16 protein-coding genes are annotated in these 15627 nt (G+C 74.1%); 12 read left to right on the top strand and 4 right to left on the bottom strand.

The window, feature by feature from the left end:
* The first annotated feature begins 47 nt into the window (after nucleotides 1-47).
* From AMIR_RS18495 to AMIR_RS18475, 5 genes are all read left to right on the top strand, one after another.
* Nucleotides 48-671, top strand: a complete 624-nt coding sequence (locus AMIR_RS18495) for a TetR/AcrR family transcriptional regulator (RefSeq protein WP_015802481.1) — start codon at nucleotides 48-50, stop codon at nucleotides 669-671.
* A gap of 103 nt (nucleotides 672-774) precedes the next feature.
* A complete protein-coding gene (locus AMIR_RS18490; protein ID WP_015802480.1) occupies nucleotides 775-1551 on the top strand; it encodes an AAA family ATPase in 777 nt (258 codons plus the stop codon).
* 68 nt (nucleotides 1552-1619) lie between these two features.
* Nucleotides 1620-2579, top strand: a complete 960-nt coding sequence (locus AMIR_RS18485; protein ID WP_041836848.1) for a TIGR03885 family FMN-dependent LLM class oxidoreductase — start codon at nucleotides 1620-1622, stop codon at nucleotides 2577-2579.
* The gene (locus AMIR_RS18480; protein WP_015802478.1) at nucleotides 2576-4141 is read left to right on the top strand and encodes an alpha-amylase family protein; all 1566 of its coding nucleotides are present in this window, start codon (nucleotides 2576-2578) and stop codon (nucleotides 4139-4141) included. The genes AMIR_RS18485 and AMIR_RS18480 overlap by 4 nt, the downstream gene beginning before the upstream one ends.
* Before the next feature lie 65 nt (nucleotides 4142-4206).
* Nucleotides 4207-4596, top strand: coding sequence for a YciI family protein (locus AMIR_RS18475; RefSeq protein WP_015802477.1), 390 nt, complete (start codon nucleotides 4207-4209; stop codon nucleotides 4594-4596).
* A gap of 41 nt (nucleotides 4597-4637) precedes the next feature.
* On the opposite strand, the gene AMIR_RS18470 is transcribed toward AMIR_RS18475, so the two are convergent.
* Together AMIR_RS18470 and AMIR_RS18465 are read right to left on the bottom strand one after the other, a co-directional pair.
* Complete coding sequence (locus tag AMIR_RS18470) at nucleotides 4638-5318, bottom strand: response regulator (protein WP_015802476.1); 681 nt, start codon at nucleotides 5316-5318, stop codon at nucleotides 4638-4640.
* 2 nt (nucleotides 5319-5320) lie between these two features.
* A complete protein-coding gene (locus AMIR_RS18465) occupies nucleotides 5321-6895 on the bottom strand; it encodes an ATP-binding protein (protein WP_245554514.1) in 1575 nt (524 codons plus the stop codon).
* Nucleotides 6896-7048: 153 nt separating this feature from the next.
* Between AMIR_RS18465 and AMIR_RS18460 the strand changes: the two genes are divergently transcribed.
* From AMIR_RS18460 to AMIR_RS18450, 3 genes are read left to right on the top strand one after another with little or no spacing between them, the layout of a single operon-like run.
* On the top strand, nucleotides 7049-8035 hold the full coding sequence (locus tag AMIR_RS18460) for a Bug family tripartite tricarboxylate transporter substrate binding protein (protein ID WP_015802474.1): 987 nt from the start codon (nucleotides 7049-7051) through the stop codon (nucleotides 8033-8035).
* Nucleotides 8032-8526, top strand: coding sequence for a tripartite tricarboxylate transporter TctB family protein (locus AMIR_RS18455; protein WP_015802473.1), 495 nt, complete (start codon nucleotides 8032-8034; stop codon nucleotides 8524-8526). Before AMIR_RS18460 ends, AMIR_RS18455 begins: the two co-directional genes overlap by 4 nt.
* Nucleotides 8519-10042 (top strand): tripartite tricarboxylate transporter permease, encoded by a 1524-nt coding sequence (locus AMIR_RS18450; RefSeq protein ID WP_015802472.1) that lies wholly within the window; start codon nucleotides 8519-8521, stop codon nucleotides 10040-10042. The genes AMIR_RS18455 and AMIR_RS18450 overlap by 8 nt, the downstream gene beginning before the upstream one ends.
* An 82-nt stretch (nucleotides 10043-10124) precedes the next feature.
* Here the strand turns inward: AMIR_RS18450 and AMIR_RS18445 are convergent, their stop codons facing one another.
* Nucleotides 10125-10544 (bottom strand): nuclear transport factor 2 family protein, encoded by a 420-nt coding sequence (locus AMIR_RS18445; protein WP_015802471.1) that lies wholly within the window; start codon nucleotides 10542-10544, stop codon nucleotides 10125-10127.
* Nucleotides 10545-10701: 157 nt separating this feature from the next.
* Between AMIR_RS18445 and AMIR_RS18440 the strand changes: the two genes are divergently transcribed.
* A complete protein-coding gene (locus AMIR_RS18440) occupies nucleotides 10702-11262 on the top strand; it encodes a TetR family transcriptional regulator (RefSeq protein ID WP_015802470.1) in 561 nt (186 codons plus the stop codon).
* A gap of 45 nt (nucleotides 11263-11307) precedes the next feature.
* On the opposite strand, the gene AMIR_RS18435 is transcribed toward AMIR_RS18440, so the two are convergent.
* A complete protein-coding gene (locus AMIR_RS18435) occupies nucleotides 11308-12423 on the bottom strand; it encodes an FAD-dependent oxidoreductase (protein ID WP_015802469.1) in 1116 nt (371 codons plus the stop codon).
* A gap of 152 nt (nucleotides 12424-12575) precedes the next feature.
* On the opposite strand from AMIR_RS18435, the gene AMIR_RS18430 reads away from it, so the two are divergent.
* Genes AMIR_RS18430 through AMIR_RS18420 form a run of 3 tightly spaced genes read left to right on the top strand, consistent with a single transcriptional unit; the run spans nucleotide 12576 to nucleotide 15603 of the window.
* Nucleotides 12576-14006, top strand: coding sequence for a serine hydrolase domain-containing protein (locus AMIR_RS18430; RefSeq protein WP_015802468.1), 1431 nt, complete (start codon nucleotides 12576-12578; stop codon nucleotides 14004-14006).
* Between the two features lie 11 nt (nucleotides 14007-14017).
* The gene (locus AMIR_RS18425; protein ID WP_245554511.1) at nucleotides 14018-14953 is read left to right on the top strand and encodes a sensor histidine kinase; all 936 of its coding nucleotides are present in this window, start codon (nucleotides 14018-14020) and stop codon (nucleotides 14951-14953) included.
* A complete protein-coding gene (locus AMIR_RS18420) occupies nucleotides 14950-15603 on the top strand; it encodes a response regulator (RefSeq protein WP_015802466.1) in 654 nt (217 codons plus the stop codon). Before AMIR_RS18425 ends, AMIR_RS18420 begins: the two co-directional genes overlap by 4 nt.
* Nucleotides 15604-15627: the final 24 nt, after the last annotated feature.

Raw genomic sequence — 15627 nt, 5'->3', positions numbered from 1 at the left:
CGGTCAGTCAAACGACCGTTTGACTCAAACGACCGTATGATAACCACGTGGACGCCCTCGACACCCGCACCCAGCTCCTCGACGCGGCCGAGCGCCTGTTCGCCGAACGCGGCTTCGCGGGCGCCTCGGTCCGCGCCATCACCGACCTCGCCGGGGCGAACCTGGCCGCCGTGAAGTACCACTTCGGCTCGAAGGCGGACCTGCTCACCGCGGTCGTGCGCCGCGTCGTCGACCCGATCACCGCCGCGCAGTCCGCGGGCCTGGACCGCCTGCGGGCGCTGCCCGACCCGCCGTCCGCCGCCGACCTCGTGGAGGCGTTCGCGGGCCCGCTGTTCGACGGCATGGCCGAGGGCGACGAGAGCAGGTCGCGGCTGGTCGTGGCGATCGTCTGCGACCCGGCCGAGGAGATGCGCGGCTGGACCGGGCCCGCCGAGGCCGAGGTGCGCGCGCGCTACCTGGCCGCGTTCGGCCGGGCGCTGCCGGGGCTCACCCTGGACGAGCTGGCGTTCCGGCTGCGCAGCGTGCTCGCGGTGACGGCCGTGGACCGGGTCGGGGCCGCCAACGGGGACTCCGATCCCGACTGCGGGCCGTCCGGGGGCGGGCGGGCGCGGCGGTGGGTGATCACGTTCCTGGCGGCGGCGATGAGCGCCCCGCCCACCGCCGCCCCCTGACCGCGCGCCACCACCGCTGACCGGGGTCGGCCGCCACGCCCCGCGCCCGCCTCCCGCGCGCGACCCACCGCTAGGGTGGTCGCCGACCGGCGGGGGAGGCGTGATGGCGTGGAGCACCGGCGCCGACCGGCGTCCCGGCGCGTTCCTGCGCCACGTCCGCCTCGCCGACGACGCCCCGACCACCGGCTACCCGTTCGCCCTCCCCGTGGTGACCGGCCTGGCCCGCTCGGGCGGGCTGCCGCTGGGGCCGGGCGTGACGTTCCTGGTGAGGGAGAACGGCTCCGGCAAGTCCACACTCATGGAGGCCATCGCGCTCGCGGCGGGCCTGAACCCCGAGGGCGGCAGCCAGAACTTCGCCTTCGCCACCCGCGCCACCGAGTCCGCGCTCGGCGACGAGCTGGTGCTGTCCTGGTCCGGCCGCAAGCCAAGCACCAGGTTCTTCCTGCGCGCCGAGTCGTACTACAACGTCGCCACCGAGATCGAGCGCCTGGACCGGGAGACCCCGCTGCTCCAGGCCTACGGCGGCACGTCCCCGCACGAGCGCTCGCACGGCGAGTCGTTCGTCGACCTGGTCACCCACCGCTTCGGCCCGCGCGGCCTGTACCTGCTGGACGAACCCGAGGCCGCCCTGTCCGTGCGCGGCTGCCTCGCGGTGCTGGCCAGGCTCGCCGAGCTGGTCGACCAGGGCTGCCAGGTCCTGGTGGCCACCCACTCGCCGATCCTGCTGGCCCTGCCCGGCGCGGCCATCCACGAGATCGGCGACGACGGCGCGATCGAGCCGGTCGCCTACGACGACGCCCTGCCGGTCCGGCTGACCCGCGACTTCCTGGCCGGACCGGACCGGTTCCTGCGCCACCTGCTCCCGGACGGCCCCGCCTAGAACCGGTCACCCTCCGTCAGTGATCATCATCAGGTTCACTCGCGCGGGCGATGGGGTATCGCCTGTCCATGACCGTTTTGGGCGTTCACGCCTCCCACGAGCAGATCCACCCGACCGGACTGCTGGACGCCGTGCGCAAGGCCGAGGAAGTCGGCTTCGACGCCGCCATGTGCTCCGACCACTTCGCCCCGTGGAGCGCCCGCCAGGGCCAGTCCGCCCTCGCCTGGGCCTGGCTCGGCGCCGCGCTCCAGGCCACGAACCTGCCGATGGGCGTGGTGAACGCCCCCGGCCAGCGCTACCACCCGGCGATCATCGCCCAGGCCATCGCCACCCTCGGCGCCATGTACCCCGGCCGCTTCTGGGCCGCGCTCGGCACCGGCGAGGCCGCCAACGAGCACATCACCGGCGACCCGTGGCCCCGCAAGGACCTGCGCTCCGCGCGCCTGCTGGAGTGCGTCGAGGTCATCCGGGCGTTGCTGCGCGGCGAGGAGGTCAGCCACGACGGCCTGGTCACCGTCGACCGCGCCCGGCTGTGGACCCTCCCGGAGGAGCCGCCCGCGCTGGTGGGCGCGGCGGTCAGCGTGGAGACCGCCCGCTGGTGCGCGTCCTGGGCCGACGGCCTGATCACCGTCAACGCCCCCGCCGAGCACCTGCGCAAGATGGTCGACGCCTACCGCGACGCGGGCGGCAAGGGCCCGCTGCACCTGCAGGTCCACCTCTCCTGGGACCCGGACGAGGAGACCGCGCGCGCGATCGCCCACGACCAGTGGCGCAGCAACGTCTTCCCGCCCCCCGTCTGCTGGGACCTGGAGACCCCCGAGCACTTCGACGCCGTCTCCGAGCAGGTCACCGCCGAGCAGATCGGCCGGGTCGTCAACGTCTCCTCCGACCTCGGCCGCCACGCCGAGCTGCTGCGGAGCTACGTCGAGCTGGGCTTCGAGAAGGTCTTCCTGCACCACGTCGGCCAGGAGCAGGACCGCTTCCTGGACGCCTTCGGCGAGCGCGTCCTCGCGGAGGTGCGGGCATGAGGCTCACCAGCACCGCCGACCTGTGGTGGAAGAACGCGGTCGTCTACTGCCTGGACGTGGAGACCTTCCACGACGGCAACGGCGACGGCGTCGGCGACTTCCGCGGCCTGATCCAGAAGATCGACCACCTGCACCGCCTGGGCGTGACCTGCCTGTGGCTGATGCCGTTCTACCCGACCGCGAACCGCGACGACGGCTACGACATCACCGACTACTACTCGGTCGACCCGCGCCTGGGCACCCTCGGCGAGTTCGCCGAGCTCGTGCGCACCGCCCGCGACCGGGGCATCCGGGTCATCGCCGACCTGGTGGTCAACCACACCTCCGACCAGCACCCGTGGTTCCAGGCCGCGCGCAGCGACCCGGACTCGCCCTACCGCGACTGGTACGTGTGGGCCGACGAGCGCCCGCCGAACGCCGACGACGGCGTGGTCTTCCCCGACAAGGAGACCTCGCTGTGGGACTACGACCGCAAGGCCAAGCAGTACTACCTGCACCGGTTCTACCGGCACCAGCCGGACCTGAACGTGGCCAACCCGGACGTGCGCGACGAGATCGCCCGCGTCATGGGGTTCTGGATGCAGCTGGGCCTGTCCGGCTTCCGGGTCGACGCGGTGCCGTTCCTGCTGGAGGCGCCCATCGAGGCGCTGCCGGACCCGCACGACTACCTGCAGGACCTGCGGGCGTTCCTGTCCCGCCGCGACGGCGAGGCGGTCCTGCTGGGGGAGGTGAACGTGCCCTACAACGACGCGCTGAGCTACTTCGGCAGCGCGGAGGGCGTCGGGGACGAGCTGACGATGTGCTTCGACTTCGTCGGGATGCAGCAGATGTACCTCTCGCTCGCCCGCCGGGACGCCTCGCCGCTCACGCACGCGCTGCGCGAGCGCCCGGAGCCGCCGCGCGACGCCCACTGGGCCACGGTGGTGCGCAACCACGACGAGCTGACCCTGGACAAGCTGACCGAGCCCGAGCGGCAGGAGGTGTTCGCCGCGTTCGGGCCCGACCCGGACATGCAGGTGTACGGGCGGGGGCTGCGTCGCAGGCTGCCCCCGATGCTGGAGGGCGACGAGCGGCGGGTGCGCATGGTGTACAGCCTGCTGTTCTCGCTGCCGGGCACGCCGGTGCTGTTCTACGGCGAGGAGATCGGCCTCGGCGAGGACCTGTCCCGCGAGGGGCGGATGGCGGTGCGGGTGCCGATGGACTGGGAGGCGGTCAGCGAGCAGCGGCGCGACTCCGGGTCGCTGCTGGCGTGGTTCCGGCTGCTGGTGGAGCGGTACCGGGAGTGCCCGGAGCTGGCGTGGGGCGCGCACCGGGTGGTGGACACCGGTGAGGCGGCGGTGCTGGTGCAGCACAGCGAGGTGGACGGGCACGTGGTGCTGACGGCGCACAACCTGGCCGACCGCGAGGTGGAGCTCCAGGTGCCGGACCTGGAGCCGGGGCAGCGGCTGACGGACCTGCTGGTGGACGGCACGGTGCAGGCCGACGAGGAGGGCGTGGTGCGGTTGACCCTGGAGCCGTACGGGTGCCGGTGGTTCCGCACGGACGTGGACCGGGTGACGTGAGACCGTGGGTTCCGGTCCGGGACCGACGTGGTCCCGGACCGGAACCCGGCGGCGGAGGAGCGCGCGTGAAGTACCTGCTGATCAAGCACTACCGGGGCGGTCCGGAGCCGGTGGAGGGCTGGACCACGATGGAGAGCTGGACGCCCGACGAGGTCGCCGCGCACATCGGCCACATGAACGACCTCGCCGAGCGGCTCACGGCCACCGGCGAGTTCGCGGGCGCGACGGCCCTGTCCGCGGAGGGCGTCTTCGTCCGGAACGACGGCCCCGGCGCGATCACCCAGACCCCGATCGCCGAGACCCACGACCTGGTCGCGGGCTGGATGGTGATCGACGTGGCCTCGCACGAGCGCGCCCTGGAGATCGCGGGCGAGCTCTCGGCCGCCCCCGGCGCGAACGGCGCCCCGATCCGCGAGTGGCTGGAGGTCCGGCCTTTCCACCCAGGTCAGCAGTAGCGCGGGGGAGTGGCCGCGCGCGAACGCGGCCACCCCGCCGGTCACGTCAACCGGTACCCGTGCGCGGGCCGGTTCGCCACCCCGTACCGGGGTTGCACCTCCGCCTTGCCCACCGCCACCAGGTGCTCCAGGTACCGCCGCGCGCTCACCCGCGACAGCCCCGCCCGGTCGCCCACCTCCTGCGCCGACATGTTCCCCGCGACCGCGCCGCCCTCCGCCGCCCGCAGGGCCTCGGTCACCAGCCGCAGCGTCACCGCCGACAGCCCCTTCGGCAGCACGTTCGCCGGCCGGTGCTGCATCAGCTGGTCCACCTCGTCCTGGTCGAGCCAGTCGCCCAGCCGCTGCACCTCCACCCGCCGCGCCAGGTACTCCCGCATCCGGTCCAGGAACGCCGTGCGCGTGAACGGCTTCACCAGGTAGTGGTCCACCCCCTTGGACATCGCCTGCCGCACCGTCTCCCGCTCCCGCGCCGCCGTCACCGCGATCACGTCCACCGGCGGCCCGACGCGCGCCCGCAGCCTGGCCAGCACCTCCAGCCCGGACATGTCCGGCAGGTGGATGTCGAGCAGCACCAGGTCCGGCAGCAGCTCGTCCACCGCCCGCAGCGCCGCGTCGCCGTCGTGCGCCTCGCCCACCACCTCGAACTCCGGCAGCGACGCCAGGAACCCCCGGTGCACCGCGGCCACCGCGAAGTCGTCGTCCACGACCAGCGCCCGCACCACCGTCACCTGGACCCCGCTTCCGGCAGCCACACGTCGAACGACGCGCCGCCCAGCTCCGAAGAATCCGACACGTCGACCCGGCCTCGTCGCCGAGTGACCACCCTGGACACCAACGCCAGTCCTATCCCTCGTCCGTGCGCCCCTCTCGGCGCCTTCGTGCTCACCCCGAGGGTGAAGATCTCCGCCCGCCGCTCCCGCGCGACGCCCGGCCCGTCGTCCTCGACCAGCACCCGCACCCCCGACCCGCCCGCGTCCACCAGCACCCGCACCTCGCCGCCGTTGCCGGAGGCGTCCACGGCGTTGTCCACCAGGTTCCCGAGCACGGTCAGCGCGTCGTCACCGGCCCGCGCCAGCACCCGCGACCCGGCGTCCAGCCGCAGCCGCACGCCCCGCTCGTGCGCGGTGCTCGACTTGGCCAGCAGCAGCGCCGCCAGCGCCGGGTCGGCCTCCGCGCCGCCGATGATCTCGGCCGTCACCGACCCGGCCCCGCCGACCCGCTCGATGTAGCGCACCGCCTCGTCACCGCGCTCCAGCTCCAGCAGCCCGCCGATGACGTGCAGGTGGTTGGAGAACTCGTGCGCCTGCGCCCGCAGCACCTCGGTGACCGCCCGGTGCCCGTCGATCTCGCGCAGCGCGTCGTGCAGCTCGGTCCGGTCGCGCAGCGTGAGCACCACGCCGACCGGGCGGCCGTGCGTGCGGGCGGTCATCCGGTTCGCCACCAGCACCCGCTCGCCCGCCAGCACCAGCCGGTCGGCCGCGTCGTCGCCGCGCGCCAGGTCCAGCAGCCCGCCGTGCTCCAGCACCTGCGCGGCGGGCCGCCCGGTCGGGTCGTCGGTCAGCCCCAGCAGGCGCACCGCCTCGTCGTTGACCAGCGCCAACCGCTCGGTCGCGTCGATGGCGACCACGCCCTCGCGCACCCCGTGCAGCATCGCCTCGCGGGTCTCCAGCAGCTGCGCGATCTCGGCCGGTTCCAGCCGGAACGTGCGCTTGCGGACCATCCGCGTCACCAGCGCCGCCCCGAGCACCCCGACCAGCGCGGACGCGATCAGCCAGCCGATCAGCTCGCCGAGGTCCTCGGCCAGGTCGGCGGCCAGCTCCTCCTCCAGGATGCCCACCGACGCCATCCCGATGACCGTCCCCGCCGTGTTCCGGATCGGCACCTTGGCGCGCAGCGACGTGCCGAGCGTGCCCGTCTCGGTGCCCACGTACACCGTCCCGGACAGCGCCGAGCTGGGGTCGGTGGACACCGGCTCGCCGATCCGCGCCGGGTCCGGGTGGGCGTAGCGCACGCCCTGCCGGTCGGTCACCACCACGTACGTGACCTGCGAGGCCTTGCGCAGCAGCTCCGCCAGCGGCTGGATCGTCGCGGCCGGGTCGGGGGAGCCGAACGCCTCCAGCACCGACGGCAGCCGCGCCACGCTCTCGGCCACCGACAGCATCCGCTCCCGGTACGACTCGCGGATGCGGTCGCTCTGCAGCTTGGCCGCCATCAGCCCGGCCGCGCAGGTCGTGAGCAGCACGATGCCCACCTGCAGGACGAGCAGGGAGACACCCAGGGGGACCGAACGGCGGCGCATGTTCGGCATTCTGAACCAAAGAGTGTGATTGACGCCACGACCTAAACGAACAATACGGCCCTTACGACCAATGTCTTACCGACCCGCTCCCGTCCCCCTACGTTCCCCGGAACCGGAGCACCGTCGCTCCGGGGAGCACAGCGGAGGCGCGACATGTCGAGAAAGCACACCCGCATCGCCGCGGCGGTCATCGCCGCCGGACTGGCGCTGGCGGGCTGCGGCGCGGGCGGCGGCGGTGGGAGCGGCAAGGCCGCCGGGTCCGTGAACCGCCTGGAGATCATGGCCCCCGCCGACCCCGGCGGCGGCTGGGACCAGACCGCGCGGTCCATGCAGGCCAGCATCACCGGCGCGGACCTGGTCAAGAACGTGCAGGTCAGCAACGTGGGCGGCGCGGGCGGCACGGTCGGGCTCAAGAAGCTCGCCAACGAGAGGTCCGAGACGTTCCTGATGGTCACCGGCCTGGTCATGGTCGGCGCGGTCGAGACCAACGGCTCCGACGTGCGCATGGAGGACACCACCCCGATCGCCCGCCTCACCGCCGAGGACGAGGTCGTGGTCGTGCCCGCGGGCTCACCGTTCAAGACCGTGGCCGACCTGCTCGCCGCGGTGAAGGAGAAGGGCACCGGCGTCCGCTTCACCGGCGGTTCCGCCGGCGGCACCGACCACATCCTCGCCGCCATGCTGATCAAGTCCGCCGGGCTCACCCCGGACAAGCTCAACTACGTCCCCTACTCCGGCGGCGGCGAGTCCCTGGCCGCGCTGCTGGGCAACCAGGTCGACGTCGGCATCTCCGGCGTCGGCGAGTACCGCGAGCAGGTCAAGGCGGGCAAGCTGCGCGCGCTGGCCACCTCCGGCTCCAAGGTCCACGAGGACCTGAAGGCGCCCACGCTCGCCGAGCAGGGCGTCGAGCTGATCAACTGGCGGGGCGTGGTCGCGCCCAAGAACCTCGCGCCCGAGGCCAAGGACAAGCTGGTCAAGCTGGTCACCGACATGCGCGCCTCCCAGCAGTGGAAGGACGAGGTCGCCAAGAAGGGCTGGACCGACACGTTCCTGAGCGGCACCGAGTTCGAGGTCTTCCTCAAGGAGGAGATCAGCCGCGTGCAGCCGATCCTCACCGAGCTCGGCCTGGTGAAGAAGTGATCTCCGCCCGCATCGAGGAGTACGTCTTCGGCGCCCTGGTCGCGGCGCTCGGCGTGTTCACCCTCGTCGACGCGACCACGATCGCCGCGCGCGGCGTCGCGGGCTCGGTCGGGCCGAGGGCGTTCCCCTACGCGGTGGGCGCGCTGCTCATCGCCACCGGGATCGCCGCTGTGGTCGCCACCGCGCGCGGCAGGCTCGGCGAGGCCGAGGACGGCGAGGACGTGGACACCGGGGTGCGCACCGACTGGCTGACCGTGGTCAAGCTGGTCGCCATCCTGGTGGCCCACCTGGTGCTGATCGAGCCGGCCGGGTGGCCGGTCGCGGCGGCGCTGCTGTTCGCCGGGGCGGCGTGGACGCTCGGCGCCACCTGGTGGAAGGCGCTGGCGCTGGCCGTGGTGCTGGCGCTGGTCGTGCAGGTCGTGTTCGCCTCCGGTCTGGGCCTGTCGCTGCCCGCCGGGATCCTGGAGGGGGTGCCGTTCATCGATGGGTGACCTCGGACTGCTCCTGGAGGGCTTCGCGACCGCGGCGCAGCCCGCGTACCTGCTCTACGCCCTGCTCGGGGTCACCCTGGGCACGGCGGTGGGCGTGCTGCCGGGCATCGGCCCGGCCATGACGGTGGCGCTGCTGCTGCCGCTGACCTACACCCTGGACGCCACCGCCGCGCTGATCATCTTCGCGGGCATCTACTACGGCGGCATGTACGGCGGGTCGACCACGTCGATCCTGCTCAACACACCCGGCGAGTCCGCGTCGATCGTCACGGCGCTGGAGGGCAACCGGATGGCCAAGGCCGGTCGGGGCGCGGCTGCCCTGGCCACGGCGGCGATCGGCTCGTTCGTGGCGGGCACCATCGCCACGGTCCTGCTGACCCTGCTGGCGCCCACCGTCGCGGACTTCGCGGTCAAGCTGGGGCCCGCCGACTACGTGGCGCTGATGGTGGTGGCGTTCACGACCGTCGCCGCGCTGCTCGGGTCCTCGCCGGTGCGGGGGATGGCCTCGCTCGCGCTCGGGCTGTTCATCGGCCTGGTCGGGACGGACACGCTCACCGGGCAGACCCGGTTCACCCTCGGGGTGAGCACGCTGGCCGACGGGATCGACGTGGTCGTGGTGGCGGTCGGGCTGTTCGCGGTGGGCGAGGCGCTGTACGTGGCCTCGCGGCTGCGGCACGGGCCGATCGAGGTCGTGCCGGTCGGCGGGAAGTGGAACACCCGCGAGTTCTGGTCGCGGTCCTGGAAGCCGTGGCTGCGCGGCACCGCGATCGGCTTCCCCATCGGGACCATCCCGGCGGGCGGGGCGGACGTGTCGACGTTCCTGTCGTACGCGGCGGAGAAGAAGCTGTCGAAGCGGCCCGAGGAGTTCGGCAAGGGCGCGATCGAGGGCGTGGCCGGTCCCGAGGCCGCGAACAACGCGGCTGCGGCGGGCGTGCTGGTGCCGCTGCTGACCCTGGGCCTGCCGACGACCGCCACGGCGGCCGTGATGGTCGCGGCGTTCCAGAGCTACAACATCCAGCCGGGGCCGCTGCTGTTCACCAACAACTCGGCGATGGTGTGGACCCTGATCGCGTCGCTGTACATCGGCAACGTGATGCTGCTGGTGCTGAACCTGCCGCTGGTCAAGGTGTGGGTGAAGGTGCTGCGCATCCCCCGGCCGTACCTGTACGCGGGCATCCTGCTGTTCGCGGCGCTGGGCACGTACGCGGTGAACTTCGTGACGGACGACCTGATCGTGCTGCTGATCGTGGGCGTGATCGGGTTCTTCATGCGGCGGCACGGCTACCCGGTGGCGCCGATGGTGGTCGGGCTGATCCTGGGGCCGATGGCCGAGGAGCAGCTGCGGCGGACCCTGCAGATCAGCGAGGGCGACGCGACGGCCCTGGTGACCAGCCCGTTCGCGGCGGCGGCCTACGCGGTGCTGGCCGCCGTGCTGGTGACGGCGGTGGTGCTGCGGGTGCGCGCGAAGCGCGCGGCGGCCGGGTCGGCCGAGCCGGAGAAGGTGACGGCTGACTGAGCCGGTGCGGCGGCTGGGGGGCGGTGGGGGCTTGCGGGCCGCCACCGCCCCCAGCGGCGTTTCCGGGCGCCGGACCCGCAGGTCAGGCGGGGGAGTGCTCGTCCAGCCGCTGCGGGGCCCGCTGCGGCGTGACGACGTGCCGGGCGATCCGCCAGCCGCCCGCGTGCCGCCGGACGTCGTCCGCCATCACGATGCTCTCGACCTTCCCGTCCGCCATCAGCAGCAGTCCCTTCGACAGCACGGACACCACGCCACCCTCTTCGCCGTCGACGACGACGTTGGTGAGGTGGTGGGCGACGGGCCCGTGCGCCCCGATCCGCCCGGCCGCCTCGCGGATCGCGTCGATCCCGGTGAAGGCGCCCAGCCCGGCGGCGCTGAGGTCGTAGACGGCGTCCGGCGTGAAGACCTCCTCCAGCCGGTCCGCGCGTCCGCTGTCGGCCAGGTGCCCGAGCAGCGACAGCGTCTCGGTGATCTCCCAGCGGTCCTCGGTCGTCAGCGCCATCGTCCGCCCTCTTCCCGTTCGCGGGGCGCCACCCCCGGTGATGTCATGGCGTGACATCACCGTAGCACTGATGTCGCACCGTGACATCAAGGTGGGTGATGTCACGCCACGACGCACCCCTCTGGAGCCTGTCCCGGCGCCCGGTTACCGTGACGCCATGCCCAGGTGGGAGCACGGCAGCGGGGACCGGCTGAAGCAGGCCGCCATGGAGCTGTTCGAGGAGCGGGGCTTCGAGGGCGCCAGCGCCGTCCAGATCGCCGAACGGGCCCGCGTCACCACCCGCACCTTCTTCCGGTACTTCCCCGACAAGGCGGAGGTGCTGTTCGCCGACTCGGACGCGCTCCACGAGGCGCTCGTCCAGTCCCTCCACGAGCGCCCCGACGTCACCGAGCCGCTCCACGCCGTCGTCCAGACCCTGGCGGGCTACGACTGGGAGTCGCTGGGCCCCCGGAAGACCCAGCGCCAGCGCGACGCCCTGATCACGGCGAACCCCGGCCTGCTGGAACGGGAGCTGATCAAGCAGCAGTCACTGGCCGACGCCCTCGCCGACGCCCTGCGCCTGCGCGGAACCACCCCCGACCTGGCCGAACTGGCCGCCCACGTCGGCGCCCAGCTCTTCCGCGCGGCCTACCGCCGCTGGCTGCGCGCCGACGACTCCGCCGACCTGGCCACGTTCACCGGGGCCGCGCTGTCCCAGCTCGCCGCGATCGCGCGGTAGCGGGGAGGCCCGCGGAAGCTGGCGGGTGCCGGTGGTCTGAGGCGGTCAGCCCGGTTGGAAGAACGCCAGCATCCGCCGCGCCGCGTCCGGGGCCGCCATCGCCTCCTGCAGCTGCGCGGACTGCCGGGCAGCCGCTGCGGAGCGCTCGAACATCCCGCGCTCGTACTCCGCCACCGCCGCCCCCGGATCACCCCGGTGCCCCGCCACCGCCCGACCGAGCGCCGCGCCGTCCAGCAGGGCCAGGTTCGCGCCCTCGCCCGCAGGCGGCATCAGGTGGGCCGCGTCGCCGAGCAGGGTCGTGTCCGGGCGCGACGGCCAGGTCAGGCCCACCGGCAGGGCGGTGATCGCGCGGGGGACGACCACGTCGTCGCAGGCCCCGATCAGCGCCGTCGACCTCGGGTCCCAGCCCGCGAACAGCTCCAGCAGGCGCGCCTTGGCCGCCTCCGGGTCGTGGAACGGGACGCCGCAGGTGGTGATCCAGTCCGCCGGGGTCCGGTAGAAGCTCAGGTAGAGGCGCACCCGGCCGTCGCCGTTGCGCTGCGCCCCGAGCGACTGGCCGTCGCCCAGCACCCAGTAGTTGCCCCGGCCCACCATCGCCGCCAGCTCCGGGTGGGTGCGGTCGGCGTCGGGGATGCCCAGCTCCACGACGTGCTGCCCGGTGTGCGCGGGCCGCGCGGGGGTGAGCAGCGGGCGCACCCGCGAGTTCGCGCCGTCCGCGCCCACCAGCAGGTCGTACCGCGCGCTGCCGCCGCCCTCCAGGCGCAGCACGCCGTCCGCCGCCGACTCGAACGCCCGGCCCCAGCGCACGACGCCCTCCGGCAGCGAGTCGAGCAGCAGGTCGCGCAGGTCCGCGCGGTCGACCTCGGGGCGGGCCTGCGGGGCGTCCGGCGGGGTGTCCTCCCGCAGCAGCAGGGTTCCGTCCGAGTCCAGCAGCCGCATGTCCTGGCCCTCACCGCGCGCGATCGCGCGGAAGCCGTCGATCAGGCCCGCCTCGCGCAGCGCGGCCTGCCCGGAGTGGATGTCGAGCATCCCGCCCTGGCCGCGCGCCCCGCGCGCCGGCTCGCGCTCGTAGACGACGGCGCCCACGCCGTGCACGTGCAGCACGCGGGCGAGCGCCAGCCCGCCCAACCCGGCTCCGACGATGGCGACAGCGGTGGTCATTGTTGCCTCCCGGTCAGTTCTACCGACCCACGCCCCTCCCGGCACCCCTGACGAAAGTCGGGGGCACGGCCTGACCTTCCGGCCCTGCGCCACCGATCCCGCCGTTCGTAGCGTCGCCGTCGACCCCCGAACGACCAACCGAGAGCGGGACGATGACCAGAAGCGCCACGGCCGCGTTCGTCGCGGCCCTGCTCCTGACCGCCGCACCACCTGCCACCGCGGCGACCGAACCGGACCTCGCCGCCGTCGAGCGGTTCGTCGCCGAGCAGGCCGACGCCGCCGCCTACCCCGGTGTCGCCGTCGCCATCACGCGCGGCGACCGGGTCGTGCGGACCTTCGGGCACGGGACCACGTCCGCAGGGGTGGAAGTCACCGCCAGGACCCGGATGCCCATCGCGTCGGTGAGCAAGTCGTTCACCGCGCTCGCCGCCGTCCAGCTCGCCGAACGCGGCGAGCTCGACCTGGACGCGCCGATCACCCGCCACGTCCCCGAGTTCCACCTCGCCGACCCGCGCGGGTCCGCCATCACCACCCGGCACCTGCTCGGGCAGACCTCCGGCATCACCGACCGGACCCTGCCCGAGAAGAGCCTGCCGCAGCCCGCCTCGCTGGACGCGGTGGTGGATCGGGTCAACCCGACGTCGCTGGCCTCCGACCCCGGCGCCCGCTACCACTACACCAACACCAACTTCCACCTGGCCGCGCTCGTCGTGCAGCGCGTCACCGGCGAGCAGTTCGCGGACTACCTGCGCGACAACGTCTTCGCCCCCCTGGACATGCGGGACACCACGGCGATCACCACCACCGACGAGCTGCCCGACGACGTCGCGGACGGGCACCTCTTCGCCTACGGCGCCTCGATCCCCGCCACCGAGCCGAGCCGGTTCGTCGCGGGCTCGGACGGGATCGTCAGCACGGCCGAGGACATGGGCAAGTGGCTCGCCGCCCAGTCCGGTGCCGCCCAGTCCGGCGACGCCCAGTCCGGCGACGCGCGGCTGGTCGCCCCGGAAACCCTTGCGGCCATGCGGGTTCCGGCCTTCCCCGGCAGCACCTACGGCCTCGGCTGGCAGACCGGCGACGGGAGGGCCCGCCACAGCGGCATCTGGTTCACGCACTGCGCCGGTCAGCTCCTGCTGGACTCCGGCCACGGGGTCGTCGTCCTCGCGAACTCCGGTGTGGCGCTGGGGAACGAGGGCACCGGCGCGCTGGAGGACGGCATCGCCGCGATCCTGGAGGGCCACGACGCGCAGCCGTCGTCACCCCGCTCCCCGGTGGAACTGGCCCTGGGCGCGGTGACCGTGCTCAGCCTCGTCCTCGGGGTCCTCGCCCTGCGCAGGCCGTGGCGTCCCCGCACGACCTGGCAGGTGGTGGCCCGGCTGGCCCCACGACTGGTCCCGGCGGTCTTCCTGCTGCTCGCGCCCACGCTCCTCGGGCTGCTGGTCGGCGGCGGTCGGGACATCACCGCGTTCCAGCTCGCGCTCTACTCGCCCGCCCTGGTGCTCTGGCTCGCGCTCTCGGCCGTGCTGAACCTCGCGGTCCTGACCACCCGCCTGGTCCGCCTCGCCCGCCCGGTGACGGGGTAGCGTCCGTGGACGTGCCGATCCGCCGACCGCTCGTCCCCCTGGCGCTGTGCTCGGCCACGGCCCAGGCGACCGCGCTGGTGATGGGCGACGGCGTCCCGCCGTGGACCGGCGTGGTGCTGGTCGTGGTGGCGGTGTGCGCGTTCGTCGTCGGGCGGAGGGAGGGCGACGGGCGGCCCGCGTGGGCGGTGCTGCTGGTGTCGCTGCCGCCGACCGTCCCGCTGGGGCTCGCCGCGCCGCACGCCTGGGCCACCGCGCCGCTGCTCGCGCTGCTGGCCGTGCTGCTGCCGTGGCTGGTCGGGCGGTCCGCGCGGCAGCAGGCGGAGCTGGCCGTCGCCGCCGCCGAGCGCGTCCACCTGCGCGAGCGGGCCCGGATCGCGCACGACGCGCACGACCTGCTCGGGCACGAGCTGAGCCTGCTGGCGCTGCGCGCGGGCGCCCTCGAACTCGCCGCCGACCTGCCCGAGCGGCACCGGGAAGCGGTGGGGGAGCTGCGCGGGGGAGCGGGCGCGGCCACCGAGCGCCTCGCCGGACTCGTCGCCCTGCTGCGCGACGGCGAACCACCACCCCTGCGCCCGCAGGACGACGACCTGGCCGACCTCGCCCACCGCGCCTCGGCCGCCGGCCTCCCGGTCACCCTGACCTGGCACGGCCCGAGCCCGCTCCCGCCCGCCGTCGCCGCCACCGCGCACCGGGTGGTCAGGGAGGCGCTGACCAACGCCGCCAAGCACGCCCCCGGCGCGCCCGTGCGGATCACCGTCACCGCCGCCGAGGACGTCGTGGTGACCGTCGCCAACCCGGTCACCACCCGGCGCCGCGCCCCCGGCTCCGGCACCGGGCTGGCCGCGCTCGCCGAGCGGGTCCGGTCGGCCGGTGGCGCGCTCGACGTGTCGACCTCGGGCGGCGCGTTCCAGCTCACCGCCACGCTGCCCGGCCGGGAGGAGCGGTGATCAGGGTGCTGCTGGCCGACGACGAGCCGCTGATCCGCGCGGGCGTGCGGGCCGTCCTCGCCACCGACCCCGCCATCACCGTGGTCGCCGAGGCCGACGACGGGCGCGCGGCGGTCCGGCTCGCCCTGGAGCACCGCCCGGACGTCGCCCTGCTCGACATCCGGATGCCCCGGCTCGACGGGCTGGCCGCGGCCGAGGAGCTCGCGCGCAGCGCGCCGGGGGTGGCGGTGGCCGTGCTGACCACGTTCGGCGACGACGCCTACGTGGCGCGGGCGCTGGACGGCGGCGCGAAGGGGTTCCTGCTCAAGTCCGGCGACCCGCGCGAGCTGCTGGCCGGGGTGCACGCGGTGGCGGGCGGCGGCGCGTACCTGGCGCCCCGCGTCGCGGCGCGGGTACTGGCGGCGCTGGACACCCGACCGCTCGGCCGGGCCGCCGAGGCGCGCGCCCGCGCGGACGTGCTGACCCCGCGCGAGCGGGACGTGCTGGCGCTGGTGGGCGCGGGGCTGAGCAACGCCCGGATCGCGCGCAGGCTGAACCTGGTGGAGGGCACCGTCAAGGGGCACGTGAGCACCATCCTGACCCGCCTGGACCTGGCGAACCGGGTCCAGGCGGCCGTCCTCGCGCACGACGCCGGACTGGTCGAGCGCTAATCCGCTGTGGACGGTCCTGAGTGG

The organism is Actinosynnema mirum DSM 43827, from assembly GCF_000023245.1.
GTDB lineage: Bacteria > Actinomycetota > Actinomycetes > Mycobacteriales > Pseudonocardiaceae > Actinosynnema > Actinosynnema mirum.
This window is presented reverse-complemented; position numbering and strand designations above follow the sequence as displayed.